Raw genomic sequence first — 26,285 nt, 5'->3', positions numbered from 1 at the left:
AGTCCGGCCCGCGCGCGGTGAAACCTTCGCTGCGGCGGAGCGCCGCCTACACGTCTTTGCGGTGCGGGTCGAGCGCGGCGTCGTAGGGCATGACCCAGAAGTACTCGCCCGCCGCGTCGTAGTCGAAGATGAGTGCGGCGTCGCCCGCCCCGAGCGGCTCACTGCCCACCCGCCGCACCTGGACCAGGGCCGTCGACCCGTCCTCCGCGCGCACCTCGGCCTGGCCGAAGCGCTCGGTCACCGTGCCGGTCCGCACCACGCACAGGCGGCCGACGAAGTCGTGCCGCGACGGCACCGGGGATTCCGGCAGCACGTAGCGCAGCGGGTTGAGGAGGAGCCGCGCCGCGAGCCAGCCGCCGGCGAGGGCGCCGACGACGACGAGCGGGTTCGGCCCGAGCCAGGACGTCCCGGCGAGGCACAGGAACCAGGCGACCGCGACGAACAGCGAGATGATCACCGAGGTCGGAATGCCGCGCAGCCCGAGCGCGCCGAGCAGGTCGGTGTCATCGGCGAGCGCGTCGAGCCCCGCGATGGCCAGTACCCAGTACAGGACGACGATGCCGAGCAACACCGTGAACACCACGGTGGGCATTCCCAGTGCGATCTCGGCGAACTCCTTCATGCCCGGTCAGACGCACTCGCGATCAAGGCGGTTCAATCCGGGACGAAGTTTCCTTGGCTTTCTCTTCCGACATGTGCCGTATGACGCGTATGCCGGTTGAAGGCCCGCCATGTCACGATCCCGGGCGTTTCGTCAGCATGAAGTTCTCGCAGCGGGTGGGCGTCCCGGTGAAGGTGAGGGCGCCGTCGGGCTCCCGGCGCGGAGTACCGCTCAGGTCGACCATGGCATAGCCGGCAGGCCGCGAAATCCACCTCGTTCCCTTGAACGTCACGACGCCGTCGGCCAGGTCCCCGCTCATGGCGTAGCTGCCGTGGGGATCCCCCACCGGATCGCTCCCCCGGTAGAAGACGAACTCCGCCTCCAGCGCCTGTCCTGCGGGCTGCACGGTCAGCTTCAGCGCCCGCGCCTTCCCCGAGCACGTGTAGCCGCCCGTCCAGGTGCCGACCAGCTCGTCCGCGGTGATCGCGGTCCGCCTCGGCGGAAGCGGGCCCTGGTCCCGCAGCAGGACGGCGGGCGCGAAGGCCACGAGCAGCGCCGAGAGCACCGCGATCAGGGCCACGGCCCCGCCGATGACCGCGGCGACGACGACCGCCGGAGAGCGCCGCGGCGGAGGCGGCGGGACGGGCGCGAGCGCGTAAGGGCAACCGGGCGCGTGCCCGTAAGGGGCGCCGCAAGAGGAGCAGGGCATGGGCGGGGAGACGGCCTTTCGTGGGGAGCGCGACGCGGGTCAGTGGCCCTTGAAGGCCTCCGCGAGCCACCACGACGGCTCGCCGTCGGCGACCTTGGCGTCGATGAGCAGGGGGCGGTCGCGCGGCCCGGCGAGCCAGTCGGCCACACCGGAGAGGTCCTCCGGGCCGCGCACGGTCACCGCGGCGAAGCCGTACCCGCGCGCGACGGCCGAGAGGTCGGCGTCCGGGAACGTCACGAACCCGGCGTCGGCCTCGGTCCTGCCGAAATGGTGGATCTCCGCGCCGTAAGCCGCGTCGTTGTAGACGATGACGACCATCGGCAGGCCGAGCCGGACCACGGTCTCCAGCTCGGCGGCGGCCATGAGCAGGCCGCCGTCGCCCGTCCCGCACACCGGGAGCCGTCCGGGCTGGGCCAGCGCCGCGCCGATCGCCGACGGCAGCCCGAGCCCGACGGACTGGAACGCCTGGCTGAAACAGAGCCCGAACTCGTCGGGAACGTCCAGGAACATGGTCGGGTAGCCCAGGAAGTTGCCCGAGTCGACGGCGAGGACCCGGTCGCGGTCGAGCATCCGGTCCAGCGCGATGGTGAGGGTGCGGGGGTCGATCCGCCCGGGTGTCGCGGACCCGGTTCCCGGGGCCGTGCCGAGGTCCTCGTACGGCACCTTCCGCCAGCGGCCTTCGCCCTCGATCCGCGCGCGCACCTCTTCTGTCCGGTAGCTCTCCTTGGCCCCGTCGGCCGCCAGGGCCGCGGTGACGGCCCGCGCGGTGAGCGCCGCGTCGCCGACCACCCCGAGGTCGACCGGCCGGTGCCGGCCGGGCGCCAGCGGATCGAGGTCCACCTGGACGACCGTGGTGTCCGGCCCGACGAGTTCGCCGTGCCGCATCGTCCACATGTTGAGCGCGCAGCCGAACGAGACGAGCAGGTCCGCCCCGCCGATCAGCTCGGCGGCCAGCGGCGTGCTGAAGCCGCCCGACACGTCGAGGTCGAACGGGTCGCCCTGGAACAGGCCGCGCGCGACCGCCGACGTCGCCAGGAGCGCGCCCGACGCCTCGGCGAGCCTCCGCAGCTCCGGGCCGGCGCCGCGGCCGCCCCGGCCGGCGATGAGCACCGGCCTGCGTGCCCGCGCGAGCAGCCCGGCGAGCCGCGCGACGTCCGCGGCCGACGCCTCGGGCGCGTCCTGCGGCACGTGCGGCGGCGTGTCCGGCTCCGTGCTCTCCGCGGCCTGGACGTCCAGCGGCAGGTTCACCAGCACCGGGACGCCCCGGGCCAGCGCCGTCCGGTGGGCGAGCACGATGTCGCGCACCGCGCTGCCCGCGGTGATCCGCATCGACACCGCGCCGACCGACTCCACCAGCCGGTCCTGGGCGATCCGGAAGTTCGAGTGCACCGCCGCGGCCGCGGGCTCCGCCGCGAGCACCAGCATCGGCGTCCCGCTCTTGGCGGCCTCCCCGATCCCGGTGACGGCGTTCGTCAGCCCGCAGCCCTGGTGCACCGTGAGCACCGGGACGGTGCCCGACAGCCGAGCGAACGCGTCGGCCATCGCGGCCGCGCCGCCCTCGTGCCGGGCCGCGGTGTACCGCACGCCCCGCTCGACCAGCCCGCGGGTCACCGCGTAGTTGCCGCTGCCGATCACCCCGAACGCGTGGGCGACCCCCAGCTCGGCGAGCTTCTCCGCGACCCGCTCATGCACCTTCATGGCTCAGGCGTCCACCAGCGCCAGCACCCGCGCGGGCGAGCCGGAACCGCCGACGATCGGCAGCGGCGCCGCGATGAGCAGCGCGCCGCGCGGCGGCAGCTCGGCGAGGTTGCGCAGCTGGGTGAGGCCGTACTTGTTCGCGCCCAGCAGGTACTGGTGGCACGGGAAGGCCGGGTCGAACGAGTGCGCGGCGCCCGCGTCGGTCCCGACGGTCTCGACGCCGAGGCCGATGATCCGCGGATCGTTCGCGAGGAACTCCGCGCACTCGACGGACACGCCGGGGGTGATCGGGCCGTGCTCGGTCGGGTTGAGGAACTTGTGCGCGTCCTCCCCGTAGACCGACCAGCCGGTGCGCAGCAGCAGCCACGTGTTGTCCGGCAGGACGCCGTGCTCGGCCTCCCACTCGTGGATGTCCTCGACCGTCAGCAGGTAGCCGGGGTACTCCTCGACCTTCGCGGTGACGTCGATGACGCAGGCCTGGCCGAACAGGCGGCGGGCCGGGACCTGCGAGACGTCCTCGCCGTCCCTGCCGGTGATCCAGTGGACCGGGGCGTCGAAGTGGGTGCCGGTGTGCTCGCCGCACGCGAAGTCGTTCCAGTACCAGGCCGGGCCCCGGTCGTCGTACCGGCTGATCTCGGTCCGGCTGAACTGGACGGTGTTGGCGAAGGGCTCGGGGAGCTGGAGGATCGGCGTCCCCTCGTGCAGCGGCGACGTGAGGTCCACGACCTTGACCGAACCGTCCAGCGCACCCAGCAGACCTGCGACGACACCCATTGACCCACTCCTTGGCGAAACACTATGAGCGGGACATATCGAATCACTTGCGCGGGCTTCTCACCAGTGCGAACGCCCGGCGCGTCGCGGGCCGGGGCGCCGCGGTGATCATGAGAGCCGGCCGACCGCCGCCCAGACCGGGGCCTGCTCGACGGGCCGGGGCGCGGCGCCGGGGTCCGGCCGCCACCGGACGGCGTAGACGACGCCGGGCTCGACCGGCTCGAACCCGTCGAGGAAACGGGCCACCTCGGCGCTGTCGCGCAGGAACAGGCCGCTGCTGGACCGCCGGGCGTAGGCGTCGGTGAACTCCTTGGAGTCCGGGCGGTCCTCGGCGTTGGTGCCGTGGGTCAGGGCGAGGTAGCTGCCGGGCGGAAGGGCGTCGCGCAGGATCCCGACGATCCGGAACGGGTCCGCCTCGTCGTCGAAGAAGTGCAGGATCGCGCTGAGCAGGACGGCCACGGGCTTGCCGAAGTCGAGGAACCCCCTGGCCTCGGCGAGGATCGCCTCGACGTCGGCGAGGTCGCCCGCGAAGACCGTGACGTTGTCCGTCCCGGAGAGCAGCGCCCTGCCGTGGGAGAGCACGATCGGGTCGTTGTCCACGTAGACGACCCGGCAGGCGGGGTCGACGGCCTGGGCGACCTGGTGGACGTTCTCCTGCGTCGGCAGCCCGGCGCCGATGTCGAGGAACTGCCTGATCCCGGCCTCGCCCGCGAGGTAGCGCACGGCGCGGCCCAGCCAGGCGCGGTTCTCCACGGCGGTGGCCTGCGCGAACGGATACATTTCCGTCAGCATCCCGACCACTTCCCGGTCGGACTCGTAATTGTCCTTGCCTCCCAGCAGCGCGTCGTAGATGCGGGCCGAGGAGGGAACTGTGGGGTCCACCCCACGCGGCGCGGTTTCTTCCGTCACGGGGTGATCATAAACACCCAACCGACAAAACTCACTCTTTTCAATTTTCCCGACATTCTTGACGGGCATGCGGTGAAGGTCGGTGACCGGACACTCCCGGTCGGGAACGTTCCGTATTCACCTCGGCACGGCGAGATAAGTGGCAGTCTTTTACCCGTGCAGACGGGTTACACCGACGACGGGCAACTGCTGCTCCTGCTCACCGGGGCATGGCAGCTGCTGACCGGCCGCGCCCGTGCGGCCGATCCCGACGCGCCGCCGGACGAGCTGATCGCGTTCTGGTCGGATCCGGCGATGGAGTCGGTGGCGCCCCGGGCGGCGCTCTGGGCCCCCGAACCCGGGGAGCCCGTCACAGAACCCGGGCGATCCGCTCCAGGGGAGCGGTCATGAGGGACGCGTCGAAGGGCACCACGGCGGCCTCGTAGCCCTCCCAGCGCAGCGTCCGCATCCAGTCCCAGCTCGCCGCGAGCTCCCCGTCGATCACCGCGAGCTGCGCGCCGATCGCCGGCGCCGCGCGGTGCCGCAGCACGAGGTTGCGCCACTGGCCGAGCCAGCGCCGGAAGTCCTCCATCATCCCCTCGGCCGCCGCCGCGAGCTGCGCGACCCCGTGCAGCCCTTCGTTGACCCGGCGCACATGCCCGGCCATCTCCAGCGCCCCGGCCGCCGCCGCGTCGCACAGCAGCGGCACCGAGCCCAGCGACGCGCCGGGCGACAGGCCGTCGTGCACCTCGGCCGCGAACGCCGCGGACATCTCCGCGTGCACCCGGGCCAGCGCGATCCAGAACCGCAGCCGGGCCACGTCGCCGCGCAGCCGCGACAGCTCGGGTCCCAGCCGCTCCAGCGCCAGCACCGCCTCGCCGATCGGCTTCGCCATCACCCGTGCCACGTTCGCCAGGACCGGCACGTCGACGGCCACCTCCGAGGCCTCCTGCGCCGCGGCGACGGCCCGCTCCAGCCGGCGCGCCACCTCCAGCACCTCCTCCGACGCCCCGGTCAGCTCCCCGCACACCCTCTGGTACACCGCCAGGCGCCCGACCAGCTCCCCCAGCACCCCCTGGAGCTCCTCGGTCCCGCCCAGCACCTCGCCGATCGCCCCGCGCGCGTCGGGCCGCGCGTGCGCCCGCACCGACCCCGCCCCGCGCGCCGCCACCTCCGCGGCCGCGGCCTCCACCATGAACGCCTCATAGGACGCGTACCCGTACCCCAGCAGCTCTTCCTCGATCACCTTGGCCCCCGCCTCCGCGGCGTCCCTCCGGCTCCCCCCTCCGCGCCGCACGACCTCCTCCGCCCGCGACGCCTGCGCGTAGACCCGCTCCGCCACCTCCCGCAACCGCGTCCGCGGCACCACCCTGACCGACAGATATTTCTCACCTACCGGACAGATAGTGGCAAATACCCAATACTCCCCGCCCTGCTTCGTGGAATTACGAACATAAACCCCAACCGCCCTTCCCCGCCCCAACCTCTCCCACACAATCCGAAACACCCCACCGGGCATCCCCCGATGCCGCACCAGACTGTGCGGCTCCCCCACCATCTCCCCCAGCCCATACCCGGACACCCGCGCGAACACCGAGTTCCCCTCCCTAATGACCCCCTTCCCATCCGTCACCGAAAAGAACAACTCCCCGTCCCCCAACATCGCCCCTCTTCTCCTCTCGCCACCAACCCCTCAAACCCCCAAATCTAGCCCCTCCCCCACCACCCCACCAATTCCCTGCCGCCCACCCCCCGAAATGCCCGAATTCCCCACCCCAAAGGACCAAAGCCCCCTACCCCGAACCCCCCACCCGGCCCACAAACCCGCTGCCCGCCCCCTGCCGTCCGACCCCGACGGCCGCCCCACCGGACGGCGGCCCCGAGACCACCCGGCCGCGGATTCCGCCACCGCCGGTCCGGGGTGGCGGCCCGGGCCGCTTCGGCCTCATCAGGGCCTCGCCCAGAGCGCTCCCTTGCGGCCTCTCACCGGGCGGCGGGGTCAGTCTTCGGATGCCTCAGTGCGCTCGCCGGGCGCGCTCTCGTCCGGTTCGTCCAGCGCCTCGCGGTGCAGCCCGCCCACCTTCTCGAGCAGGCCCTCGACCATGGCCCGCCGACCCGCCCCGCGCGTCTTGACGGCATGACAATTCGGACACAGCGCGATCATCTGCTCGGGGTGGTCCCGCCCGTCCTTGGCGATCTCCCGCACGTGGTCCACCTCCAGGATCGGATGGCCGCGATCCGTCACCCCCGGCGCGTCGCGCTCGCAGAACTCGCATCTCCCCCGACTGCGCTCCAGCACCGCCCGGCGCGCGGCCCTGGAGCGGACGTGGCCGTACGTCCGCCGCTCACGCCGGCGCCCCGGCTCCTCCCTCTTCTCCGTCAGCCCGACGAGCCTGCCGTACTCCTTCCGAAGAGCCACCCCCGCGAGCGGCCACCACCGGGATTCTGGCCCATCCGGCACGTCCGTACCGTCGCCCGAGTGCGTCGAACTCCGCGAGTACCGCCAGGACCGCGGCGCGGTCCACCTCTGCCAAGGCCATCGCCCGACAGTAGCCCGAAGGCTTGGGAAGGGGAGATCAGGGACATAGGGATCGCTTGCCGAAAGGACTGTAAAAGCCCCAGATCTTGGGATCCGGGGCTTTCGGGGTGGGTCAGGGGCGGGTGCCGGGGGAGTCGACGATGGCGGAATCGAGGTAGACGTTGCTGTAGAGGAGGTCACCGTCTTTGACGCCGGGGGGAAGGACGGCGGGGGCGGAGGACTTGTCTCCGGTCGGGTGGAAGTCGCTGTGGAGGTCGTAGAGGGTGCGTTCGCCGAGGAGCTCGAAGGTCTCGGCGTCGAAGACGAGTTCCTGGCGGACCGTGTTGTAGGTCTGGCCCACGGCGATGCCGGTGCGGCCCTCCAGGTCCGTCACGCCCTCGGAGAGGTCGACGCCGGGGATGCCGGCGGCGGCCTTGAACAGCGCGGCGAGCGACGCGCCGGGGATGCGGCGCTCGCGGACGGTGTCGCCCAGGGTGTGGAACGCCTGCACGTCCGCCGGGTTGCCACCGCGGGAGCGCTCGTACAGCCACGCCTTGGCGGCGGCCGGGTCGGTGGGCACGGTCGTCAGATAGGCGGCGCCGTTGTTCGCGCAGCCGGTGGGCGGCTCGGACAGGTCGGATCCCCCGGCGCCTTTCTTCACCTCGCCTTTCGTCGCCTCGCCTTGCGGCCGGTCGCACAGCCACTCCCGGATCGGGGAGCGTCCGTCCGTCGTGCGCTGGTCGAGGTAGCCGGGCTGCGCACCGCTCGCCGACAGCCAGACCTCACGGACGGTGTCGAACGCGGGCTGGGCCGGGAGCTCGGTGCCCACGACGGTCTCGGCCTGGTGGCTCTTGGACGAGAAGTAGAGGTACTGGCCGGGTCCGGGCTTCGGGTCGGGTTCTGCGGCCGCCGCCTCCGACGCCTCGGTCAGCACCTGCTCGGCGCTGACCAGCCGAAGGTCGGGCGCGCCGGGCGCGCCGAAGGAGGGCGCCGGGGCCTCCTGGACGCCGGTGCCCGCCACCGCGATGGCGACGGCGGCGGCGCCCGCGAGGACGGTCGCGAGGCCGCCACCGAGGATCAGCCGCCGCCTCGGGGAGCGACGTGGTGTGGTGATCTCGTTCATCAGGTGCCGCCTCCGGGTCGATGGCCCAGACAGGTCCCGTCGGTCCGGAATCGTCATGACAGTTCCTCCCTGAGAGTGGTCTCGCCCGTTCTGTGTCCGGGGCGCGGCACCGGTTCCCGAAGTCTTTCCCTCGCCCTGCTGAGGCGCGACCGGACGGTCCCGACGGGGACGCCGAGCGCCGCGGCCGCCTCCGCATAGGACAGTTCCTCCCAGACGCACAGCACGAGGACGTCCTGGTATCTCCGCGGCAGCGCGGCGATCCCGTCGAGGACCGCGCGCATCCTCCGCTGGTCGTCGATCCGCCCGGCGACGTCCGCGCTCTCGTCCTCGACGGGCATGTGCGGGAGCCGGCCGAGCGCCTCCCGGTGCCGCCGCAGCGACCGCCGGTGGTTCCGCACCACATTGGTGGCGACCCCGTACAGCCACGGAAGCAGCGAGTCCCGCTCCAGCCGGACCGACGCGCGGCGCCGCCACGTCTCCAGGAACACCACCGACGTCAGGTCCTCCGCGACCGCCCAGTCGGCGGTCCGCCGGAAGCAGTAGTTGTAGACGGCCCGGTGGTGCCGGTCGAACAGCACCCCGAAGGCCTCCGCCCGCCCACCCCGCGCCTCTTCCCACAGTCCCGCGTCCGTCAGTTCGCTCACACCCGCCCCGTGTCCGCACCGCCGCCCGGGTTCCCGCCGACCGCGCAACGATCGGATCACGCGCCCCCGCACCCGCCCGCGGACACCTCCGCGCCCTGCGACCCGACCCCGGACAAACACAAAAACCCCGGACGAATGTCCGGGGTTGTGGTGGTTGGGTACCCCCAACGGGATTCGAACCCGTGCTACCGCCTTGAAAGGGCGGCGTCCTAGGCCACTAGACGATGAGGGCTGGTCTGGGAAGCAGTGTACGGGACGGGGGCTGGATAGGCGTAATCGGATTAACGGCTGGGAGTGGTGGTCGGCTGAGGGGCGGCGGGAGCGGTGGCCAGGTGGCGTTCCACCTGGACGGATTGCTCGCCCAGGCCGCCGAGGGTGAAGTCGTCCCAGGCCTGGAGTGCCCGGGTGGTGCGGTTCAGGTAGAGGATGCTGAGGTTGATCTTGGTGGGGTCCTCGTGTTCGAGGCCGCGCAGTCCCGCGGCGCCGGTGCTGCCCTGGACGAACAGGCGGGTGCCGCCGGGGAGGATCTCGGTGGCCCGCTGGTGGGTGTGGCCGGCGAGGACGAGCGGGGTGAGGCCGTCGAGGGCGCGGGCCTGGACGGGGTCGTGGACGACGGAGATCGCGGGCGGGGTGCCGAAGCCGCGGAGGGTCTCGGCGTTGAGCAGGCCCTGCGCCTCCAAGGCGGAGGACGGAAGGGCGTCGTCCTCGTTGGTCTTGTCGGGGGTGAAGCGGGGGTCGCCCGCGCCGTAGATCGTCAGGCCGGCGACCTCCTGGGCGCGGTCGTCGAGGACCACGGCGTTCTTGATCTTCGAGACCGCGGCCTCGGTGCCCTTGGAGTCGTGATTGCCCCGGACATAGACATAAGGGACTTTCAGCGTGTTGATGTTGGCGACGAAACGGTCCTCCGGCCGGGAGCCGTGGTCGGTGAGGTCACCGGAGTCGATGATCACGTCGACCTGGAACTGCTCGCTGATGTTGCGGATGACGTCCCAGGCGAGCGGATTGAGATGGATGTCGGACACGTGCAGGACGCGCACGGTGTCAGGGTCCGGCGTGTAGACGGGCAGCGTGCTCGTCGTCGCGTACAGCTCGGACACGTTCGCCACGAGTTTGGCGAGCATGCCCCGGTACTCGTCGAACCTGTCGATGACGGCCTGGGCGTCGCCGACGAGCTGCGGGGCGTTCGCCAGGAGGCCCGTGTACCGGGGCTCGGCGACGGACGACGGTCGGAAGGTGCCCCAGGCGACACCACCGAAGGCCGTCATCAGCAGGAGGGATCCGAGAGAGGCCGCCAAGGCACGTCGCCAGTCCCGGTACAAGGCGAGCGCCAGAAGGGCGGTCAGGACGAGGGCGGCCAAGACAGCGCGCACAGCCATCCAGATGACGCCCCGGCGGATCTCGTCCGTGACGGTCTTCTCCAGGGTGTCGATCGCGGCCGGGTCGTTGATGAACGACTGGGTGGCGGCGGGCCTCAACCGGGTGATCTGCGCCTTCAATAGGAGAGGCCCCGCGTGGGAGTCGAGGCGGAGGGCGCCCAGGGGCGGCACCTCCACCTCGGTGCCTCCGGACGGCGAGAACGCGAGGCTCAGGGAGGCGTCGGCGGGTCCGACGGGGGTCTCGACGCGCCCGCCGAGCAGCAGCCCGGCGAGGGTTCCCGCGACGGCGACGGCTATAAGGGAACTCCAACGCGCGGTGCGTCGGTTGAAGACACTGGAGACGACCGCGGAAAGGAGCCGACGGATGGTGGAGGCGACGGAGGCGGAGTTCGAGGAGTTGGTTTCGGAGGCCTTGGACACTATTCCTCCGCGATTGACGTCCATGATGAAGAACGTCTTCGTGGTCGTGGTGGACGAGGCGCCGGAGCCGGGCCTGCTCGGCCTGTACACCGGCATCCCCCTGACGGAACGGGGCGACTGGTACGCAGGAGTCCTGCCCGACCGGATCGAGATCTACCGTCAGGAGCACCTGGCGATCTGTGACGATCACGACCAGCTCCGCGAGGAGATCGCCGTCACCGTGGTGCACGAGATCGCCCACCACTTCGGCATCGACGACGAGCGGCTGCACGCGCTCGGTTGGTGAACCCCGCGAAAGCCCTGGGAATTTCAGCACATTCGGTCACATGCTGACGACGCTACGTGATTTGATGTCGAGAAATCGACATGTGGCGGGCAGAGCATGGGCAGGCACAGACGGCCGACGGAGCCGCGGATCACCTACCGCGAGATCTTCGCCGAACCGGAGTTCCGACGTCTTTGGGCAGCACAGACCCTCAGTTCGCTAGGCGACCAGCTGGCTCAGGTGGCCTTGGCTGTCCTCGTCTACGACCGTACCCAGAGCCCACTTCTTACGGCGCTCACCTACGCGCTGACTTACCTGCCGCCCATCATGGGCGGGCCCGTGCTGTCGGGCCTCGCCGACCACTTCCCCCGGCGCAGGGTGATGGTCGTCAGCGATCTCGTCCGGATGGCGCTCATGGGCCTGATGGCGGTGGACGGGATGCCTTTCGCGGGGCTGTGCGCGCTCGTCTTCCTGACGATCCTCATGGCCTCGCCCTTCTCCGCGGCCCGGGCGGCGCTCCTCCCGGACATCCTGGAGGGCGACAAGTACGTCCTCGGGGCGGCGATCACCAACATCACCCACCAGGCGTGCCAGATGCTCGGGTTCGTCGCGGGCGGCGCCCTCGTGGCGTTCGTGGGGACGCGGGAGGCCCTGGTCGTCAACGCGCTGACGTTCCTGGTGTCGGCGGCGGTCCTGATCGGCCTGCGGCACCGTCCGGCGCCCGCGCGCACCCTGTCGCGGCTGCGCCTGTGGGGCGGCACCCGAGAGGGCGCCCGCATGGTCTTCGGCGACCGCACCCTGCGCAGCCTCGTCAGCTTCGCCTGGCTGTGCTCGTTCTACACGGTCCCCGAAGGGCTCGCCGCGCCCTACGGAGCGACGTTCGGGGCGGACCCGCTCTACGTGGGCGTCCTGATGGCGGCGATGCCCACGGGCATGGTCGCGGGCAGCTTCTTCTTCTCGCGGTTCGTCCGGCCCACGGGGCGGATCAAGGCGATGGGGTGGATGTCGATACTGGCCTGCGCGCCGCTCGTCGTCTGCGCGCTGGATCCGGCCTTCCCCGTGACGGTCCTGCTGTGGGCCCTGTCCGGGGTCGGCAGCGCCTACCAGGTGGCGGCCAACACCGCGTTCGTCTCGGCGGTGCCCCCGGAGGGCCGGGGGCGGGCGTTCGGGCTCGCCCAGTCGGGGATCCTCGCCGGGCAGGGGCTCGGCATCCTCGTCGGCGGGGCGCTCGCGCAGGTGATCGGACCGCAGACCGTGGTCGCGCTCGCCGGCATGGCGGGGCTGTCCACGGCCGCGATCCTGGCCCTCGTGTGGACGAGGGTGCGCGGGGACGTCCTGGGCGTGGTGCTCGGCCCGGCCGCCCCCGCGGCGAAGGTCACTGCTCCTTCTTCTTGCTGAGCGGGTCGTTCTGCTTGATCGCCTCGGAGGCCTTGTTCATCGCGTCCTGCACCTTGGGCTTGTTGAACCAGCGCTGGGCGATGGAGGTGTCCTCGCCCTGCGCGGGGACGAGGATCCAGGCGAGGACGTAGAGGACGGGGACGGCGAAGCCGAAGCCCACGGTCGCGCCGACGACGGAGACGCCGGCGATCGCGAGGCGGGTGACGTTCAGGTCGAGGTTGGTCCGCTCGGCGATCGCGGCGCAGACACCGGCGAGCATCTTGTTGTCGGTCTTGCGGTAAATGGCGGTCATGACTTAAGAGTGCCCTCCGGCCGCCCCTGCCCACATCCGGGGCGGTCCCTGACCCCACCCTGAGAAGGCGCCCTGAGTAAGCTCGCGGGCGTCACACTCCGGGAGGAAGCGCCATGGACGTACTGCGGGTAGACGACCAGCTCACCCAGGACGAAAGGCTCGTGCGCGATACGGTCCGCGCCTTCCGGAACGAAGCCGTCGACCCGTACATCGCCGAGTGGTTCGAAAGCGGGAACCTCCCCGTACGCGAGCTCGCCAGGGCCATGGGCGGGCTCGGTCTCTTCGGGATGCACCTTCAGGGTTACGGCTGCGCGGGGTCCGGCGCCGTCGCCTACGGGATCGCGTGCAGGGAGCTGGAGGCCGCCGACAGCGGGCTGCGCTCGTTCGTGTCCGTGCAGGGCTCCCTGGCGATGGCGGCGATCCACAAGTACGGCTCGGAGGAGCAGAAGCAGAGATGGCTGCCCGGCATGGCCGCGGGCGAGCTGATCGGCTGCTTCGGCCTGACCGAGCCCGACCACGGCTCCGACCCCGGCTCGATGCGCACCCGCGCCCGGCGCGACGGCTCCGACTGGATCCTGAACGGCGCCAAGATGTGGATCACGAACGGCTCCGTAGCCGACGTGGCCGTCGTCTGGGCGCGCACCGAGGAGGGCGTCAACGGGTTCCTCGTGCCCGCGGGCACCCCGGGGTTCACCACGTCGGACATCAAGCGGAAGCTCTCGCTGCGCGCGTCCGTCACCTCCGAGCTCGCTTTCGCCGACGTCCGCCTGCCCGCCGACGCGCTGCTCCCGGACGCCAAGGGGCTCAAGGCGCCGCTCGGCTGCCTGTCGGAGGCGCGGTTCGGGATCGTCTTCGGCGCGGTAGGCGCCGGACGGGCCTGCTACGAGGCCGCCGTGGACTACGCCAAGTCCCGCGAGCAGTTCGGCCGGCCCATCGCGGGCTTCCAGCTGACCCAGGAGAAGCTCGCGTGGATGGAGGTGGCCCTGGGGCAGGCCGGGCTCACCGCGCTCCACATCGGCCGGCTCAAGGACGCGGGGAAGGTCACCTCGCAGCAGGTCTCGTTCGGCAAGCTCGCCAACGTCCGCGCCGCCCTGGACGTCGCCCGGCAGGCCAGGACGATCCTGGGCGCGAACGGCGTCACCCTGGAGTACCCCGTCCTGCGCCACGCCAACAACCTGGAGTCCGTGCTCACCTACGAGGGCACCCAGGAGATCCACACTCTGGTGCTCGGCGAGGCGATCACCGGGATCTCCGCCTACCGCGGCTGACGGCCGGGGCAAGCCGGACCGGGGCCTTCGCCGCCTCCGGAGTTCACTACCCTGGGCCCGTGAGCTCTGTAACTTCCTCCGGCGCCGCAGCCGTCGGTCTTGCCACCATCGCCGAAGACGGGACCGTGCTCGACACCTGGTTCCCCGCCCCCTCCCTCGCCGAGCCCTCGGGTCCGGCCGGGACCGTCGTCCTGGAGGGCGCCGAAGCGGGCGACCTCGCCGCGGCGGTCCGTACCGACGCGCGGCGCGGGGTGAAGGTCGTCGCGGTCCGCACCGTCATCGCGTCGCTGGCCGACGCCCCCGTCGACGCCCATGACGTGTACCTGCGCCTGCACCTGCTGAGCGCCCGCCTGGTCCGGCCGCACGGCCTCAGCCTGGACGGCGTCTTCGGCCTCCTGGCGAACGTCGCCTGGACGTCCGCCGGGCCGGTGCTGCCCGAGCGGCTCGAAGCCGCCCGGCTCGCCGTGCGCGCCGAAGGCGGGCACCTGTCCGTGTACGGGATCGACAAGTTCCCCCGGATGACGGACTACGTCGCCCCCTCCGGCGTCCGTATCGCCGACGCCGACAGGGTCCGCCTAGGCGCCCACCTGGCTTCCGGCACGACCGTGATGCACGAGGGCTTCGTCAACTTCAACGCGGGGACGCTCGGCGCGTCCATGGTCGAGGGCCGGATCAGCGCCGGGGTCCTCGTCGGCGACGGCAGCGACGTCGGCGGCGGCGCGTCGATCATGGGCACCCTCTCGGGCGGCGGCAAGCAGATCATCTCGCTCGGCGAGCGCTGCCTGCTCGGCGCCAACTCCGGCGTCGGCATCTCGCTCGGCGACGACTCGGTCGTCGAGGCGGGCCTGTACGTCACGGCGGGCACCCGGGTGACGCTGCCGGACGGCAAGGTCGTCAAGGCCCTGGAGCTGTCCGGCGCGAACGGGGTCCTGTTCCGCCGCAACTCGCAGTCCGGCGCCGTCGAGGTCGTCCCCCGCAAGGGCACGTGGGGCGGCCTCAACGAGGCGCTGCATGCGAACTAGGCCGTAGGACGGTTCACCGGGGCGCTCTTCAGGTGTAGTCGCGCAGGAAGAGCGCCTCGGCGACGGCCAGGTTCGCGATCTCCGACGGGTCGACGCTCTCGTCGGGCGCGTGGATGCGGGCCGCAGGCTCCTCCACGCCTATCAGCATGATCTCCGCCTTGGGGAACGTCCGATGCAAGGCGGGGCACAGAGGGATGGACGCTCCGTCCCCCATCGTGGCGACCTTCTTGCCATAGGCCTCGCACAGCGCCGCCGTCATCGTCGTGTAGGCACGGCCTCCGGTACGGGCGAGGAAGGGGCTGCCGACCCCTTCGGTCTCGATCTCGACCCTGGCGTGCCAGGGCGCCGCCGCGTGGAGGTGCGCGACCAGTGCGTCGCAGGCCGCGGCGGGGTCGATGCCCGGCGGGACCCGCAGGTTCAGGCGGGCGCGCGCGGTGGCCTGCACCGACGCGGTCGACCCGACGACGGGCGGGCAGTCGATGCCGAGCACGGTGAGCGCGGGTCTGGCCCACAGCATGTCCGAGACCGTCCCGGTGCCCGCGACCCCGACGCCGTCGAGGATGCCCGCGTCCTGCCGGAACCGCTCCAGCGGGTAGGGCGCGCCCTGCCAGCGCTGGTCGGCCTTCAATCCGCGGATCGTGGTGTTGCCCGCGGCGTCCCGGAGCGTCCCCAGCGTGTGGATGAGCGCGGCGAGCGCGTCCGGCGCGGCCCCTCCGACGGTCCCCGAGTGCAGGGCGCTCTCCATCGTCGTCACCGTGACGACGAGGCCGGCGCGGCCGCGAAGGCTCGTCGTGAAGGTGGGGATGCCCACCGCGGCGTTGCCCGTGTCCGCGATGACGATGGCGTCCGCCTCGAACAGTTCCGGGTCGTAGGCGAGCAGCCTCTCTAGACCGCCCGTGCCCTGCTCTTCGCTTCCCTCGATGACGACCTTGACCCCCACGGCCGGTTCCACGGCGCGCAAGGCGGTGAGGTGCATGACGAGGTTGCCCTTGCAGTCCGCCGCCCCCCGCCCGTACCAGCGGCCGTCGCGCTCCGTCAGCCGCCACGGGTCCGTCGTCCACCCTTCGCCGGGCGGTTGCACGTCGTAGTGGGCGTACAGAAGGACGGTCGGCGCCCCTTCGGGCCCCGGCCGGTGCCCTACGACGGCGTGGCTCCCGTCGGGCGTCTCACGGAGCTTGCACGGCACGCCCGCCTCGGTGAACGCGTCGGCCGTCCAACGAGCGGCCTCCAGGCACTCCTCCTCGGGGAACTGCCGGACGTCGGCCACAGACCGGAACGCGACCAACTCCTCCAGATCGCGTCTAGCCCTGCCCATCAGCTCCGCGACCCGTGCTCGCACCATGCCGTACTCCCCCCGCGAGTCCGTCAGTCCGGCCCTACCCCGGGCATCTTCCGCGCAATCCCGGCATGATCGCCCCCGGCCCTTGCCCTGACGCTTCCCATACGTCCGGGCCCTTGATCAGGCGAGGCCGGGGGGCTTTCTCCAGGTCGAACCCCTTGCCGGTCACCTTGCCCGGTCACCTCGGGACGGCGGCCTCCCCCGTCCGGCCTCGGGCGCTCAGGACCAGCCCTCCGCCGACCACCGCCAGGGCCATCAGCACGGCGCCGAAGGCGGTGGCGCCGACGGCCAGGCCGCTCGCGTCGCTGAGGTACCCCGCGGCGACGGGCAGGATTCCGGCCGGCACATAGCCGCCCACGTTGAGCGCGGCGTTGGCCTCGGCCAGGCGCCGTGGCGGGACGCCGGAGTTGAGCAGGGACAGCCCGCCCAACTGGCCCATGCCCTGGCCCGCCCCGGCGAGCAGCGCCGCGGCGACGAGCAGCGGGACCGACGCGGTGTGCACCGCGGCGATCAGGAAGGCCAGGGCGCCTACGGTGCTTCCGGCCCCCGCCAGGAGCACGTCGAGGCGGCTCATCCTCTGCACGGCGAACTGGACCGCGGTGGCGGACAGGAACATCGCGAACGCCATCGCCCCGGCGACCACCCGGCTGGTGCTGCCGAGCAGCCCGGAGAGCAGGGAGGGGCCGAGGGACAGCACGAACGACGTCGCGGTGATGCCCGGCGCGAAGACCGCGATGCCCAGGACGAGGTGCCTTCTGCTGTCACTCGGGACGCGCGGGAAACGCACCCACGTCGACTCGCCTCCCGTCGAGGCGGGCCGAGGCAAGGGCATGCGCAGGACGACCACCATGGCGGTGGCCAGGAGGACGGCTTCCACAACGAAGACCGTGACGGTCGGGCCGGGCAGGGTCTCCGACAGCACCCCCGCCAGGAGCGGTCCCAACCCCGCGCCGAAGACCATCGAGCAGGACGCCAGGAGCGCGGCGAGGCGCTTGCGGTCCGGGCCCGCCACGTCGGTGACGGCCGCCATTCCGGCCGAGACGACCGCGCCCACGGCGATGCCGGTGAAGAGCCGGGCCACGATCAGCGCGGCCACGCCGGGCGCCGTGGCGAAGGCGGCGCAGGCGGCGAGGGCGAGGCCGAGCGCGGGCAGCAGTACCCGGGCCCGGCCGATCCGGTCGGACAGCACGCCGGAGACGAGCAGCGAGCCGAGCAGGCCGACGATGTAGGCGGCGAAGATCACGGTCAGCATGCCCTTGGAGAAGCCGAGGTCGCGCTGCCACAGCACGTAGAGCGGGGTCGCGGCGTTGGACAGCACGAAGACCGCGGTGACCGGCCAGGCCGCCAGCCAGACCCACCGGGTCGGCACGGACCGTGCGGGCGCTCCTGGCAAGGTCGAAGTCTCAGGCATGGGCGCTCCTTGTACGAGATAACTCGAACTAGTACGAACGGAGTCGAACATAACACGCTGTACGATTGGACTCGTACAGCGATTTCACGACAGGAGCCGTCCATGCCGTCCGCCGCGACCGCCGCCAGAGAACTGCCGGAACCCCCCGGCCTGCCCGCGCCGCTGCCGGAGCCCACGGTCGCCGACCTGCGCCTGGAGGCGGTGCTGGGCGCGCTCAGCGACCCGCTGCGCCTGCGGATCGTCCGCAAGCTCCTGCTGGAGCGGGAGGAGTTCGACCACCCCTGCGGCTGGCTCGGCCTGGACCGGCCCAAGTCCTCGCTCACCCACCACTTCAAGGCCCTGCGCGAGGCCGGCCTCATCCGGCAGCGCCAGTACGGACTGGAACGCCGCAGCCACGTGCGCGTCGGGGACCTCGACGCCCGCTTCCCCGGCCTGCTCGGCCTGGTCGCGGACTGGACGCCGGACGGCCCCTGAGCGCGCCCCAGGAGGCCCACGGGACGCCCTTCGAGCGGGCGTCAACCACAGGTTGACGACGTGCGTCCGTCAACCTATGGTTGACGCATGAGCGAGAACGAACCCGTGCAGATCGAGTACCCCGTCCGCCTCGACGACCTGATCGACGCGATCAAGAAGGTCGACGCCGGCGCGCTGGGCCAGCTCCGCAGCGCCGTCATCGCCGGGGAGCACCTCGGCGAGATCGCCGATCACCTCATCGGCCACTTCGTCGACCAGGCCCGCCGCTCCGGCGCGTCCTGGACGGAGATCGGGCGGAGCATGGGCGTCAGCAAGCAGGCGGCGCAGAAGCGGTTCGTGACCAAGCCCGATGACGAGCCGCTGGACCTCAGCCAGGGCTTCGAGCGGTTCACCCCGCGCGCCAAGAACACCCTGATGGCCGCCATGCACGAGGCGCACCGGGCGGGCAACGCCGAGATGCTGCCCGCGCACCTGGCCCTCGGGCTCCTCGCCGAACCGCAGGCCCTCGCGGCCAAGGCGATCGTCGAGCAGGGCGTCACGCCCGACTCCGTGCGCGCCGCCCTCACCGCCACCCTTCCCCCGGCCGTCCCGGAGGTGCCCGAACTCATCCCCTACGACGCCCAGTCCAAGAAGGTCCTGGAGCTCACCTTCCGCGAGGCCCTCCGCCTCGGCCACAACTACATCGGCACCGAGCACGTCCTCCTGGCCCTCCTCGAGGTCGAGGACGGCACCGGCCCCCTCCACTCCGCGGGCGTCACCAAGGACGCCACCGAGGCCCGCATCACCGCCTTCATCGAGGCCCTCAAGTCCTGACCCCACCCCTCCGGAACAATCCACTGCCACCGACCGAGGCGAGATCGGTATGATGCTCGACGGGTCGTTAGCTCAATGGCAGAGCTCCGGACTTTTAATCCGTAGGTTGTGGGTTCGAGTCCCACACGACCCACCAGCGCAAACGCCCCGCGGACGACATCGTCCGCGGGGCGTTCGTCATCCGTCCCTCTACTGAGGGCCGAGCGTCGGACGTGTTCGCGGGGGGAAGGCGGAGACGCCTGTTGCGTTGGTCGTGGGTTCGGGTCCCGCATGACCCGCTCGTCGGTTGTGGGCCGGACGGCTGGGGGGCGGGGTTGTCCACAGGGGTGTGGGCGGGATGTTCGGGGGGCGGGTAGCGTTCCGGGCATGAGCGCGACGATCGTGGTGAAGGGGCTGGCGGCGGGGCATGGGGACCGGGCGCTGTTCTCGGGGATGGATCTTGTGGTGGCGCCCGGGGAGGTCGTCGGACTCGTCGGGGTGAACGGGGCCGGCAAGAGCACTCTGCTGCGCACGCTCGCGGGGGAGCTGCCCGCGGAGGAGGGCTCGGTGCGGGTCAATCCGGCGCATGCCACGGTCGGTTATCTGCCACAGGAGCCCGAGCGCAGGGCGGGCGAGAGCGTGCGGGGCTTCCTCGCGCGGCGTACCGGAGTCGCCGAGGCGCAGGCCGCGTTCGACGCCGCCACCGAGCGGTTCAGCGCGGGTGAGCCGGGGGCCGACGAAGAGTACGCGGCGGCCTTGGAGCGCTGGCTGGCGCTCGGGGGCGCCGATCTCGACGAGCGCGCCGAGGAGGTCGCCGCGGACCTCGGCCTGTCGGTCGGCCTCGACCAGGAGATGACCTCGCTGTCCGGTGGGCAGGCCGCCCGCGCGGGTCTGGCGAGCCTTCTCCTCAGCCGCTACGACGTCTTCCTGCTCGACGAGCCCACCAACGACCTCGATCTCGACGGCCTGGAGCGGCTGGAGAAGTTCGTGACGGGCCTGCGCGCGGCCACCGTCCTGGTCAGCCACGACCGGGAGTTCCTCGCCAGGACCGTCGACCGCGTCGTCGAACTCGATCTGCACCAGCAGCAGATCAACGTCTACGGCGGCGGCTACGAGGCCTACCTCGCCGAGCGGGAGATCGCGCGGCGGCACGCCCGCGCCGACTACGAGGAGTACGCCGACAAGCTCGGCTCGCTCAAGGACCGCGCGGTCCAGCAGCGCAACTGGATGGACAAGGGCGTGCGCAACGCCCGCCGCAAGGCCCCCGACAACGACAAGATCGGCAAGCGGCACCGCGCGGAGACCAGCGAGAAGCAGGCCGCCAAGGCGCGGCAGACCGAGCGCGCGATCGAGCGGCTGGACGAGGTCGCCGAGCCGCGCAAGGAGTGGGAGCTGCGCATGGAGATCGCGGCGGCCCCGCGCTCCGGCGCCGTCACCGCGACCGCCCGCGACGCGGTCGTGCGCCGCGGCGGCTTCACCCTCGGCCCGGTCACGCTGGAGATCGGCTGGGCCGAGCGGGTCGCCATCACCGGCCCGAACGGCGCGGGCAAATCCACCCTCCTGGCCGTCCTCCTGGGCCGGCTCACCCCGGACGAGGGCTCCGCGTCGCTGGGCCCCGGCGTCGTCGTGGGCGAGGTCGACCAGGCCCGTCGCCTCTTCGAGACCGGTGCCCCTCTGCTCGACGCCTTCCGCGCCCACGTCCCCGACCTCTCCCCGGCCGACGCCCGCACCCTCCTCGCCAAGTTCGCCCTCAAGGCCGACCACGTCACCCGCCCCTCGGCCACCCTCTCCCCCGGCGAACGCACCCGAGCCGCCCTGGCCCTCCTCCAAGCCCGCGGCGTCAATCTCCTCGTCCTCGACGAACCCACCAACCACCTGGACCTCCAGGCGATCGAACAACTCGAATCCGCCCTCTCCACCTACCCCGGCACCCTCCTCCTCGTCACCCACGACCGCCGCATGCTCACCGCGGTCGAAACCACCCGCACCCTCCACGTCGAAGCAGGCAAGATCACCGAACTCTGACCGTGCCGGGGCCACGTCCAGGAGTTGCGGCGGACCTCCCGCAGGCCGCGGATCACCTCCACCGAACAGCTGACGCTGCGCGGTCACCCCCTTCCTGCCGGAATCGGATGAACGCCGACGGAAGCTCGGCTGGAACGCCGACCGCGGGCAGGTCGTCGAGCTGCTGCGCGCCGTCGCCAAGGTCCGCAACGAACGGATGCGCTTCAGCGCGGACGAGACCGACGGGGCCGGGTACCGGGCGATCCATGACCTGCTCGACCTCCAGATCGTCGACCCGCGCCCTCAGAAGACGTCTCCTCCGCCGCTGATCGTGGTCAGGGGTGGAGGAGGGATTTCAGGTGGGTGAGGACCTTGGGGGATTCGCGGAGGCCGTCGTGGGCGTGGTCGGGGGTGACCCAGGGGGTGAGGCCCTTGATGGCGGAGGCGGTGGTGAGGGACATGTCCCGATCGACGTACATGTCGTCGGCGTAGATGGCGGCGGCCACCGGGACGGTGTTGCGGGCCAGGGCGGCGGGGTCGTAGAGGGCCGGCCAGTCGGTGAAGGCGGCCAGGGAGTGGGCGGCGTCGCGGAGGGGGGCCAGGGAGGCGTCTTCGGCGAAGAGCCAGGGGTAGATCATCTCGCCGGTGAAGCGGAAGGGGGCGGAGCCGTCGAACTCGGGGAAGTCGGCGCGGACGCGGTCGGCGGCCCAGTCGGTGGCGGTCCCCTGGGCGTAGATGGCCTCGTGGAGGAGGGCGTACAGGGGGTGCTCGGCAAAGGAGAGCTTGGCTTCCAGGCGGCGTAGGAAGACCTCGGAGAGGAGGGACGGGGCCGCGAAGGCCTCCTCCAGGAGGTAGTGGAGATCGTCGAACTCGGCCTTGGTGCCGAAGCCGAGACCGGCGGTCTGGAAGCGGCGGACGGTCAGGCGCTCTCCGGACGGAAGGCGGACATCGTCCGTGCGCAGGATGTCCGCGACGCGCAGGGCGATCTCCTCATCGCCCGGGTAGCGGGCGAAGAAGCCTTCGTTGTGGGCGAGGACCCGGGGGTAGGCGGCCCGGTAGACGTCGTCGGCCGTCGCGGTGAGGGACGGGAGGCCGCCTGTGATGAAGACCTCACTCAGGCCCTCGGGCGCGAAGGAGAGGTAGGTGGTGGCGCAGAACCCGCCGAAACTCTGCCCGAGGACGCTCCAGGGGCGTCCGCCGGTGAGGCGGGCGCGCAGCAGCTCGGCGTCCTTGACGATCGAGTCGGCGCGGAACAGGCGCAGCCGGGCCGCCGCGTCGGGGCGGCCGGCGAGGGTCTGGCGGGTGAGCGGGGTGCTGCGGCCGGTGCCGCGCTGGTCGAGGAGGACGACGCGGTAGTCCTGCGCGGCGGCCTCCACCCAGACGGGCAGGCCGCGGGGCGCACGGTGGCCGGGGCCTCCCTGGAGGTAGAGGAGCCAGGGCAGCCCGTCGTTCTCGCGGGACTCGGCGACGATCTCGCGGGCGAAGAGCGCGATCCGCTCGCCCGCGGGCGCCGCGTGGTCGAGGGGCACCTCAAGGAGATGATCTATCAGTACATATCCCGAGTGGCGGTGGATCACCCGCTGATCGTGCTCTGTCATCGCCTCTAGGTACCTGTCCTTTATGTGTATATTTTTCAGGTTAATGGAGGAGGGCAGGTCATGCAGCTAGAGCTCAGGCATCTGCGCACCCTCTGCGCGATCGCTGACGCCGGGAGCCTCAGCCGCGCCGCCACTTCCGTCGGGGTCTCGCAGCCCGCGCTGACGGCGCAGCTGCACCGGATCGAGGAGTCGTTGGGCGGCCAGTTGTTCCAGCGCGGCAGGTTCGGGGTGCTCCCGACGCCGTTCGGCCAGTTCGTGCTGACCCGCGCCAGATCGGTGCTGCTCACCGTCGAGGAGCTGATCACCGGCGCGTCCTCGCCGGAGAACCGGGCGACCCTGCGCATCGGCGGCTATGCGACGCCGCTGCTCACCGGGCTCGTCCGCCGGCTGTTCGCCGAGCCCGACGCCTCGATCACCGTGCACACCGAGTACTCGCCGCGGCTGCTGCTCGACCTCCTGGCCGCCAAGCGCCTGGACGCCGCAGCGCTCGTCGACTACCCGGGGTACGAGCCGCCCGTGCCGTCGTCGGTGGAGGTCAGGCCGATCGCGATCGAGCCGATCCACGCGCTGGTGCCCGCCGCGCACCCGCTGGCCGAGGCCGCCGAGATCGGCCTCGCCGACCTCGCCGACGAGGACTGGGTGCTCACCCCGTCCGACGGGGTCGGCTGGCACGAGTACGTCTACACGACGTGCGAGGAGAGCGGATTCACCCCGCGCGTCCGGCACATGATGACCGAGCAGCCCATGACGCGGACCCTTGTCGCCGACCACGGGGCGGTCACGCTCTGCCAGGCGACCGCCGTCGCGACGCCCGGGGTGGTGATCCGGCCGCTGAAGGGCGCGCCGCTGCGGCTGCGGCACGTCGTGGCCTGGCGGACGGACGGCCCGATCGCGCACCGTTCCGGGGAGTTCGTGGCGATGGCCGTGGCCGCCCATGAAGAGGCGTCCCGGCGGGCCTGACCAGAAGTCCCAAGGCGGACGGGACGGGGACCCCTGGGCGCCCGGTGGTCCCGGCGGCGATGCTCTCTTCAGGAAGAGGGAGTGAGTCGATCATGAACATGGGACGGGGCCTCGCGATCCTGCTCGGCGCGGGACTGCTCACGGGGTGCACGGCGAGCGTCCAGCCCGCGGGGACGAAGACGAGCCGCCCGGAGGCGACGCGGAAGTCGGGATCCACCGGCCGGCCGACCTCGGGCACCGCGGGGTCGCCTTCGCAGCCCGCGGAGCGGCGGGTCGTGCTGCCCGCCAAGGCGGGCGGGCTGAACCGGGTGCAGGGCCAGGGCCAGCTGTCGGACATCCCCATCGATCCGGGCGAGATGACCCCCGGCATGAACCTCGTGGCCGCCGAGTTCGTCACGCCGGGCGGCTCCGTGGAGAACGCGGTGCTGGTCGTGGCCGTCGACCACGTGCCCGAGGACACCTCGCAGCGCCGCGAGCACCTGTGGCGCGGCCTCCTCGACCGGATCGGCTGGACCGAGGGAGCCTCCGCGGAGCCCTTCCCGCCCGGCCCGCTCGGCGGATCACTGGAGTGCTTCCTGGCCTCCCTCGCCGAGACCGGCCAGGTCGTCTGCGGCTGGGCCGACGCCACCACCGCCGGCGTGGCCCTCTTCCCCGACAGCGACCTCCAGACCGCCGCCGCCACCTTCGCCGCCATGCGCGCCGACCTGGAGCGGTGAAGACCCTCCCGCCGCCCGCACGGCGGGAGCCCGAGGCGGGCCAGGGACCCTTCCCCCGTGACCTGGCCCGCCCATGCTCAAGGTCCCAGAACCCCGAAAGCGCTTCCGCTCAGCCCACGGCACGCCCCATCCCCTGCGGAGCCGCCCATGAGCGCTTCATCTCAGGCTCGGGGCCAGACCCTCTGAGGAGTCCCTTAGAGGGGTTCCAGCCCGGCCCTCGGCCACGGGCCTCGACGAGGAACCACACCGGTGTGATCGGGCGCCGGGATCCCCAGCGCCCGATCACCGCCGCGGCGAAGCCGGCCTAAGACACGGCGTCACGGGCGTTCGTCAGGCCCCTGCCGAAGAAGCCGTTGTCGGCTTTGGTGCCTTCGCAGGTCTGGGTGGTGCTGTCGGTGGTCGTGCCGCCGAGGTTCCACGTGTAGGTGTAGGTGGCGGGGTCCGGGCAGGGTTGCGGGACCGCGCTCGCCAGGAGGCGCTTCTCGACGTCGTCCGGGTCGAGGGTGAGGCCGCCGTGCACGGGGTCCTCGGCGCCGAAGCGGCTGACGATCAGGGCCGCCACACCCGCGACGTGCGGGGCGGCCATCGAGGTGCCTTGCAGGGACGCGTAGTAGGCGTTGTCCTGTTTGACCACGTACGGGACGGCAGGGGTGCCGTCGCGGCGGATCGTGCCCGCCGCCTTGCCGACGTTCTCGGGGTAGGCGGCCCAGATTCCGATCTCGTCGTCGACCTTGCCGTCGGGCGTGTCGACCTTGTCGCCGCCGGGCGCCGCGAGCTTGATGTAGCCGAGGCCGAAGCTCGAATAGTAGGCCTTGCGCCCGCTGATCCCGGTCGCGGAGACGGGGATGACGTGCTGGCCCTCGGACGGCTGGGACACGCACGAGGGCGGGATCCGGCGCGTCGTGGGCTCCTCGCCCCGGACCGAGGCGAAGTTCGGGCTCGTCGAGTCGGTGAGCACCTTGGTGTAGTCGACCTGGTCGTTCCCGGCCGCCGCGATCAGCGTGACGCCCTTGTCGTGGGCGTAGCGCAGGGCGCGGTTCACGGCCCGGATGACGGTCCGCTGCTGGGCCTGCTGCTCCAGGGTGGCGGTCGGGTCGTTCGGGCAGTTCCACGCCCAAGGGTCGAGATAGTAGGACATGTTGACGACGTCGATGCCGTTGTCCGCGGCGTAGACGAGCGCGTCGAGGGTGGGCTTGAGGAAGAACTGGCCGGAGTCCTGCCCGGTCCGCAGGTTCACGAGGGTGACGTTCGGGGCGACGCCGGTGATCCCGACGCCGTCGTCGGGGGCGGCGATCGTGGACGCGATGTGGGTGCCGTGCTCGTTCTCGTCGATGTCGGCGGGGTCCACGCAGTCCTTGTCCGGCTCGGTCGCGCAGGGCCCGTCGATCGTGACCCCGTTGGCGTCCTCGGGGATGTCGGTGGTGAAGTTCCGGCTGAGCGCCCGGTCGAAGTTGGGCGCGATGTCGGGGTGGGAGGCGTCGATGCCGGTGTCCATCACCCCGACCAGGACGCGTTTGTCGCCCTTCGTCACGGCATGGGCTTCCGCGGTCTGGATCTGCCGCATGTCCCACTGCCGTTCCGCGACGGGCTTGCCGAGGCCCTTCGAGCCCGTCGCGCTCGGCTCCGGTGCGGCCGCGGCGGCGAGGTCGCCTGCGTCCGCGGCCTCGTTGTCCTTCGGCACGGCGGCGACCGGCCGGTTGGGCGCCACGCCCGCCAGCGCCTCGGCGCGCAGGACCGCCGGGACGAACCCGGTGTCCGCGGTCCGGACCGTGGCGTAGCCGATCTGGGTGTTCTCCTCCAGCACGGTCCCGCCCGCGGCGCGTACCGCCGCGCGGGCCGTGCCGGCCGACGTGTCGTCGGCGTACAGGACGAGGAACTCCCGCTCCCCGGGGATGGCCGGTCCCGCGTAGGCGGGCCGGACGATCAGGCAGGCGGTGACGGCGGCCACCGCGGTCGTGGCGGTGAGCACGCGCCGCATCGCACCTCCCGGGGTAA

25 protein-coding genes and 2 tRNA genes are annotated in these 26,285 nt (G+C 71.9%); 11 read left to right on the top strand and 16 right to left on the bottom strand.

Going from position 1 to position 26,285, the window contains the following annotated elements; translation table 11 throughout:
* Positions 1–46 precede the first annotated feature (46 nt).
* From EDD29_RS43420 to EDD29_RS43400, 5 genes are all read right to left on the bottom strand, one after another.
* Positions 47–622, bottom strand: coding sequence for a hypothetical protein (locus EDD29_RS43420; protein ID WP_123669941.1), 576 nt, complete (start codon positions 620–622; stop codon positions 47–49).
* 112 nt (positions 623–734) lie between these two features.
* Complete coding sequence (locus EDD29_RS43415) at positions 735–1,310, bottom strand: hypothetical protein (protein WP_123669940.1); 576 nt, start codon at positions 1,308–1,310, stop codon at positions 735–737.
* Between the two features lie 39 nt (positions 1,311–1,349).
* Positions 1,350–3,008, bottom strand: a complete 1,659-nt coding sequence (locus EDD29_RS43410; RefSeq protein ID WP_123669939.1) for a thiamine pyrophosphate-binding protein — start codon at positions 3,006–3,008, stop codon at positions 1,350–1,352.
* 3 nt (positions 3,009–3,011) lie between these two features.
* On the bottom strand, positions 3,012–3,782 hold the full coding sequence (locus tag EDD29_RS43405; RefSeq protein WP_123669938.1) for a cyclase family protein: 771 nt from the start codon (positions 3,780–3,782) through the stop codon (positions 3,012–3,014).
* 108 nt (positions 3,783–3,890) lie between these two features.
* Entirely contained in the window at positions 3,891–4,691 is an 801-nt protein-coding gene (locus EDD29_RS43400) for an SAM-dependent methyltransferase (RefSeq protein ID WP_246053326.1), read from the bottom strand.
* Positions 4,692–4,847: 156 nt separating this feature from the next.
* On the opposite strand from EDD29_RS43400, the gene EDD29_RS45130 reads away from it, so the two are divergent.
* On the top strand, positions 4,848–5,081 hold the full coding sequence (locus tag EDD29_RS45130) for a hypothetical protein (protein ID WP_148086296.1): 234 nt from the start codon (positions 4,848–4,850) through the stop codon (positions 5,079–5,081).
* On the opposite strand, the gene EDD29_RS43395 is transcribed toward EDD29_RS45130, so the two are convergent.
* The 6 genes from EDD29_RS43395 to EDD29_RS43370 all read right to left on the bottom strand — a co-directional run bounded on the left by EDD29_RS43395 (position 5,041) and on the right by EDD29_RS43370 (position 10,775).
* Positions 5,041–6,012, bottom strand: a complete 972-nt coding sequence (locus EDD29_RS43395) for a histidine kinase (protein ID WP_246053325.1) — start codon at positions 6,010–6,012, stop codon at positions 5,041–5,043. The two genes, EDD29_RS45130 and EDD29_RS43395, sit on opposite strands and share 41 nt — an antisense overlap.
* A 657-nt stretch (positions 6,013–6,669) precedes the next feature.
* Positions 6,670–7,089, bottom strand: coding sequence for an HNH endonuclease signature motif containing protein (locus EDD29_RS46105; RefSeq protein ID WP_170201809.1), 420 nt, complete (start codon positions 7,087–7,089; stop codon positions 6,670–6,672).
* A 232-nt stretch (positions 7,090–7,321) separates the two neighbouring features.
* Entirely contained in the window at positions 7,322–8,368 is a 1,047-nt protein-coding gene (locus EDD29_RS43385; protein WP_281281009.1) for a CU044_5270 family protein, read from the bottom strand.
* The gene (locus EDD29_RS43380) at positions 8,365–8,955 is read right to left on the bottom strand and encodes an RNA polymerase sigma factor (RefSeq protein ID WP_211360178.1); all 591 of its coding nucleotides are present in this window, start codon (positions 8,953–8,955) and stop codon (positions 8,365–8,367) included. Before EDD29_RS43380 ends, EDD29_RS43385 begins: the two co-directional genes overlap by 4 nt.
* A gap of 159 nt (positions 8,956–9,114) precedes the next feature.
* Positions 9,115–9,187 (bottom strand) — tRNA-Glu (locus EDD29_RS43375).
* A gap of 49 nt (positions 9,188–9,236) precedes the next feature.
* A complete protein-coding gene (locus tag EDD29_RS43370) occupies positions 9,237–10,775 on the bottom strand; it encodes a metallophosphoesterase family protein (RefSeq protein WP_123669933.1) in 1,539 nt (512 codons plus the stop codon).
* On the opposite strand from EDD29_RS43370, the gene EDD29_RS43365 reads away from it, so the two are divergent.
* Together EDD29_RS43365 and EDD29_RS43360 are read left to right on the top strand one after the other, a co-directional pair.
* Positions 10,696–11,037, top strand: coding sequence for a metallopeptidase family protein (locus tag EDD29_RS43365; protein WP_123669932.1), 342 nt, complete (start codon positions 10,696–10,698; stop codon positions 11,035–11,037). The genes EDD29_RS43370 and EDD29_RS43365 overlap by 80 nt on opposite strands.
* Positions 11,038–11,133: 96 nt before the next feature.
* Positions 11,134–12,414 carry an MFS transporter gene (locus tag EDD29_RS43360; RefSeq protein ID WP_123669931.1) on the top strand — a complete coding sequence of 427 codons (1,281 nt, stop codon included), beginning with the start codon at positions 11,134–11,136 and terminating at the stop codon, positions 12,412–12,414.
* Here the strand turns inward: EDD29_RS43360 and EDD29_RS43355 are convergent.
* A complete protein-coding gene (locus tag EDD29_RS43355; RefSeq protein ID WP_123669930.1) occupies positions 12,392–12,706 on the bottom strand; it encodes a PspC domain-containing protein in 315 nt (104 codons plus the stop codon). The genes EDD29_RS43360 and EDD29_RS43355 overlap by 23 nt on opposite strands.
* 113 nt (positions 12,707–12,819) lie before the next feature.
* On the opposite strand from EDD29_RS43355, the gene EDD29_RS43350 reads away from it, so the two are divergent.
* Together EDD29_RS43350 and dapD are read left to right on the top strand one after the other, a co-directional pair.
* Positions 12,820–13,974: an acyl-CoA dehydrogenase family protein gene (locus EDD29_RS43350; protein WP_123669929.1), complete on the top strand. Its 1,155-nt coding sequence runs from the start codon at positions 12,820–12,822 to the stop codon at positions 13,972–13,974.
* Positions 13,975–14,033: 59 nt separating this feature from the next.
* The gene (dapD, locus tag EDD29_RS43345) at positions 14,034–14,996 is read left to right on the top strand and encodes a 2,3,4,5-tetrahydropyridine-2,6-dicarboxylate N-succinyltransferase (protein WP_123669928.1); all 963 of its coding nucleotides are present in this window, start codon (positions 14,034–14,036) and stop codon (positions 14,994–14,996) included.
* A 28-nt stretch (positions 14,997–15,024) separates the two neighbouring features.
* On the opposite strand, the gene EDD29_RS43340 is transcribed toward dapD, so the two are convergent.
* Entirely contained in the window at positions 15,025–16,338 is a 1,314-nt protein-coding gene (locus EDD29_RS43340; RefSeq protein WP_123669927.1) for a dipeptidase, read from the bottom strand.
* 175 nt (positions 16,339–16,513) lie between these two features.
* Complete coding sequence (locus EDD29_RS43335; protein ID WP_123669926.1) at positions 16,514–17,746, bottom strand: MFS transporter; 1,233 nt, start codon at positions 17,744–17,746, stop codon at positions 16,514–16,516.
* Positions 17,747–17,848: 102 nt separating this feature from the next.
* On the opposite strand from EDD29_RS43335, the gene EDD29_RS43330 reads away from it, so the two are divergent.
* From EDD29_RS43330 to EDD29_RS43315, 4 genes are all read left to right on the top strand, one after another.
* Positions 17,849–18,220, top strand: coding sequence for an ArsR/SmtB family transcription factor (locus tag EDD29_RS43330; protein WP_123669925.1), 372 nt, complete (start codon positions 17,849–17,851; stop codon positions 18,218–18,220).
* 87 nt (positions 18,221–18,307) lie between these two features.
* On the top strand, positions 18,308–19,033 hold the full coding sequence (locus tag EDD29_RS43325) for a Clp protease N-terminal domain-containing protein (RefSeq protein WP_123669924.1): 726 nt from the start codon (positions 18,308–18,310) through the stop codon (positions 19,031–19,033).
* A 61-nt stretch (positions 19,034–19,094) separates the two neighbouring features.
* Positions 19,095–19,169, top strand: a tRNA-Lys gene (locus EDD29_RS43320).
* Positions 19,170–19,399: 230 nt separating this feature from the next.
* A complete protein-coding gene (locus EDD29_RS43315; RefSeq protein ID WP_123669923.1) occupies positions 19,400–21,037 on the top strand; it encodes an ABC-F family ATP-binding cassette domain-containing protein in 1,638 nt (545 codons plus the stop codon).
* A gap of 314 nt (positions 21,038–21,351) precedes the next feature.
* Here the strand turns inward: EDD29_RS43315 and EDD29_RS43310 are convergent, their stop codons facing one another.
* Positions 21,352–22,614: an alpha/beta fold hydrolase gene (locus tag EDD29_RS43310; RefSeq protein ID WP_123669922.1), complete on the bottom strand. Its 1,263-nt coding sequence runs from the start codon at positions 22,612–22,614 to the stop codon at positions 21,352–21,354.
* 60 nt (positions 22,615–22,674) lie between these two features.
* On the opposite strand from EDD29_RS43310, the gene EDD29_RS43305 reads away from it, so the two are divergent.
* Positions 22,675–23,574, top strand: a complete 900-nt coding sequence (locus EDD29_RS43305; protein WP_123669921.1) for a LysR family transcriptional regulator — start codon at positions 22,675–22,677, stop codon at positions 23,572–23,574.
* 92 nt (positions 23,575–23,666) lie between these two features.
* Positions 23,667–24,290, top strand: a complete 624-nt coding sequence (locus EDD29_RS43300; RefSeq protein ID WP_123669920.1) for a hypothetical protein — start codon at positions 23,667–23,669, stop codon at positions 24,288–24,290.
* 304 nt (positions 24,291–24,594) lie between these two features.
* On the opposite strand, the gene EDD29_RS43295 is transcribed toward EDD29_RS43300, so the two are convergent.
* Positions 24,595–26,268 (bottom strand): S8 family peptidase, encoded by a 1,674-nt coding sequence (locus EDD29_RS43295; protein WP_123669919.1) that lies wholly within the window; start codon positions 26,266–26,268, stop codon positions 24,595–24,597.
* Positions 26,269–26,285 lie beyond the last annotated feature (17 nt).

Source organism: Actinocorallia herbida, from assembly GCF_003751225.1.
Lineage (GTDB): Bacteria > Actinomycetota > Actinomycetes > Streptosporangiales > Streptosporangiaceae > Actinocorallia > Actinocorallia herbida.
The sequence above is the reverse complement of the archived record's forward strand: the minus strand, read 5'-3'. Positions and strand labels throughout refer to the sequence as shown.

What these genes read in the sequence shown, in the direction of transcription:
- EDD29_RS43420 (WP_123669941.1), bottom strand. Translation starts at nt 622, where the DNA reads ATGAAGGAGTTCGCCGAGATCGCACTGGGAATGCCCACCGTGGTGTTC.
- EDD29_RS43415 (WP_123669940.1), bottom strand. Translation starts at nt 1,310, where the DNA reads ATGCCCTGCTCCTCTTGCGGCGCCCCTTACGGGCACGCGCCCGGTTGC.
- EDD29_RS43410 (WP_123669939.1), bottom strand. Translation starts at nt 3,008, where the DNA reads ATGAAGGTGCATGAGCGGGTCGCGGAGAAGCTCGCCGAGCTGGGGGTC.
- EDD29_RS43405 (WP_123669938.1), bottom strand. Translation starts at nt 3,782, where the DNA reads ATGGGTGTCGTCGCAGGTCTGCTGGGTGCGCTGGACGGTTCGGTCAAG.
- EDD29_RS43385 (WP_281281009.1), bottom strand. Translation starts at nt 8,368, where the DNA reads ATGACGATTCCGGACCGACGGGACCTGTCTGGGCCATCGACCCGGAGG.
- EDD29_RS43365 (WP_123669932.1), top strand. Translation starts at nt 10,696, where the DNA reads ATGGTGGAGGCGACGGAGGCGGAGTTCGAGGAGTTGGTTTCGGAGGCC.
- EDD29_RS43370 (WP_123669933.1), bottom strand. Translation starts at nt 10,775, where the DNA reads ATGGACGTCAATCGCGGAGGAATAGTGTCCAAGGCCTCCGAAACCAAC.
- EDD29_RS43360 (WP_123669931.1), top strand. Translation starts at nt 11,134, where the DNA reads ATGGGCAGGCACAGACGGCCGACGGAGCCGCGGATCACCTACCGCGAG.
- EDD29_RS43355 (WP_123669930.1), bottom strand. Translation starts at nt 12,706, where the DNA reads ATGACCGCCATTTACCGCAAGACCGACAACAAGATGCTCGCCGGTGTC.
- EDD29_RS43350 (WP_123669929.1), top strand. Translation starts at nt 12,820, where the DNA reads ATGGACGTACTGCGGGTAGACGACCAGCTCACCCAGGACGAAAGGCTC.
- EDD29_RS43340 (WP_123669927.1), bottom strand. Translation starts at nt 16,338, where the DNA reads ATGGTGCGAGCACGGGTCGCGGAGCTGATGGGCAGGGCTAGACGCGAT.
- EDD29_RS43335 (WP_123669926.1), bottom strand. Translation starts at nt 17,746, where the DNA reads ATGCCTGAGACTTCGACCTTGCCAGGAGCGCCCGCACGGTCCGTGCCG.
- EDD29_RS43330 (WP_123669925.1), top strand. Translation starts at nt 17,849, where the DNA reads ATGCCGTCCGCCGCGACCGCCGCCAGAGAACTGCCGGAACCCCCCGGC.
- EDD29_RS43325 (WP_123669924.1), top strand. Translation starts at nt 18,308, where the DNA reads ATGAGCGAGAACGAACCCGTGCAGATCGAGTACCCCGTCCGCCTCGAC.
- EDD29_RS43315 (WP_123669923.1), top strand. Translation starts at nt 19,400, where the DNA reads ATGAGCGCGACGATCGTGGTGAAGGGGCTGGCGGCGGGGCATGGGGAC.
- EDD29_RS43310 (WP_123669922.1), bottom strand. Translation starts at nt 22,614, where the DNA reads ATGACAGAGCACGATCAGCGGGTGATCCACCGCCACTCGGGATATGTA.
- EDD29_RS43305 (WP_123669921.1), top strand. Translation starts at nt 22,675, where the DNA reads ATGCAGCTAGAGCTCAGGCATCTGCGCACCCTCTGCGCGATCGCTGAC.
- EDD29_RS43300 (WP_123669920.1), top strand. Translation starts at nt 23,667, where the DNA reads ATGAACATGGGACGGGGCCTCGCGATCCTGCTCGGCGCGGGACTGCTC.
- EDD29_RS43295 (WP_123669919.1), bottom strand. Translation starts at nt 26,268, where the DNA reads ATGCGGCGCGTGCTCACCGCCACGACCGCGGTGGCCGCCGTCACCGCC.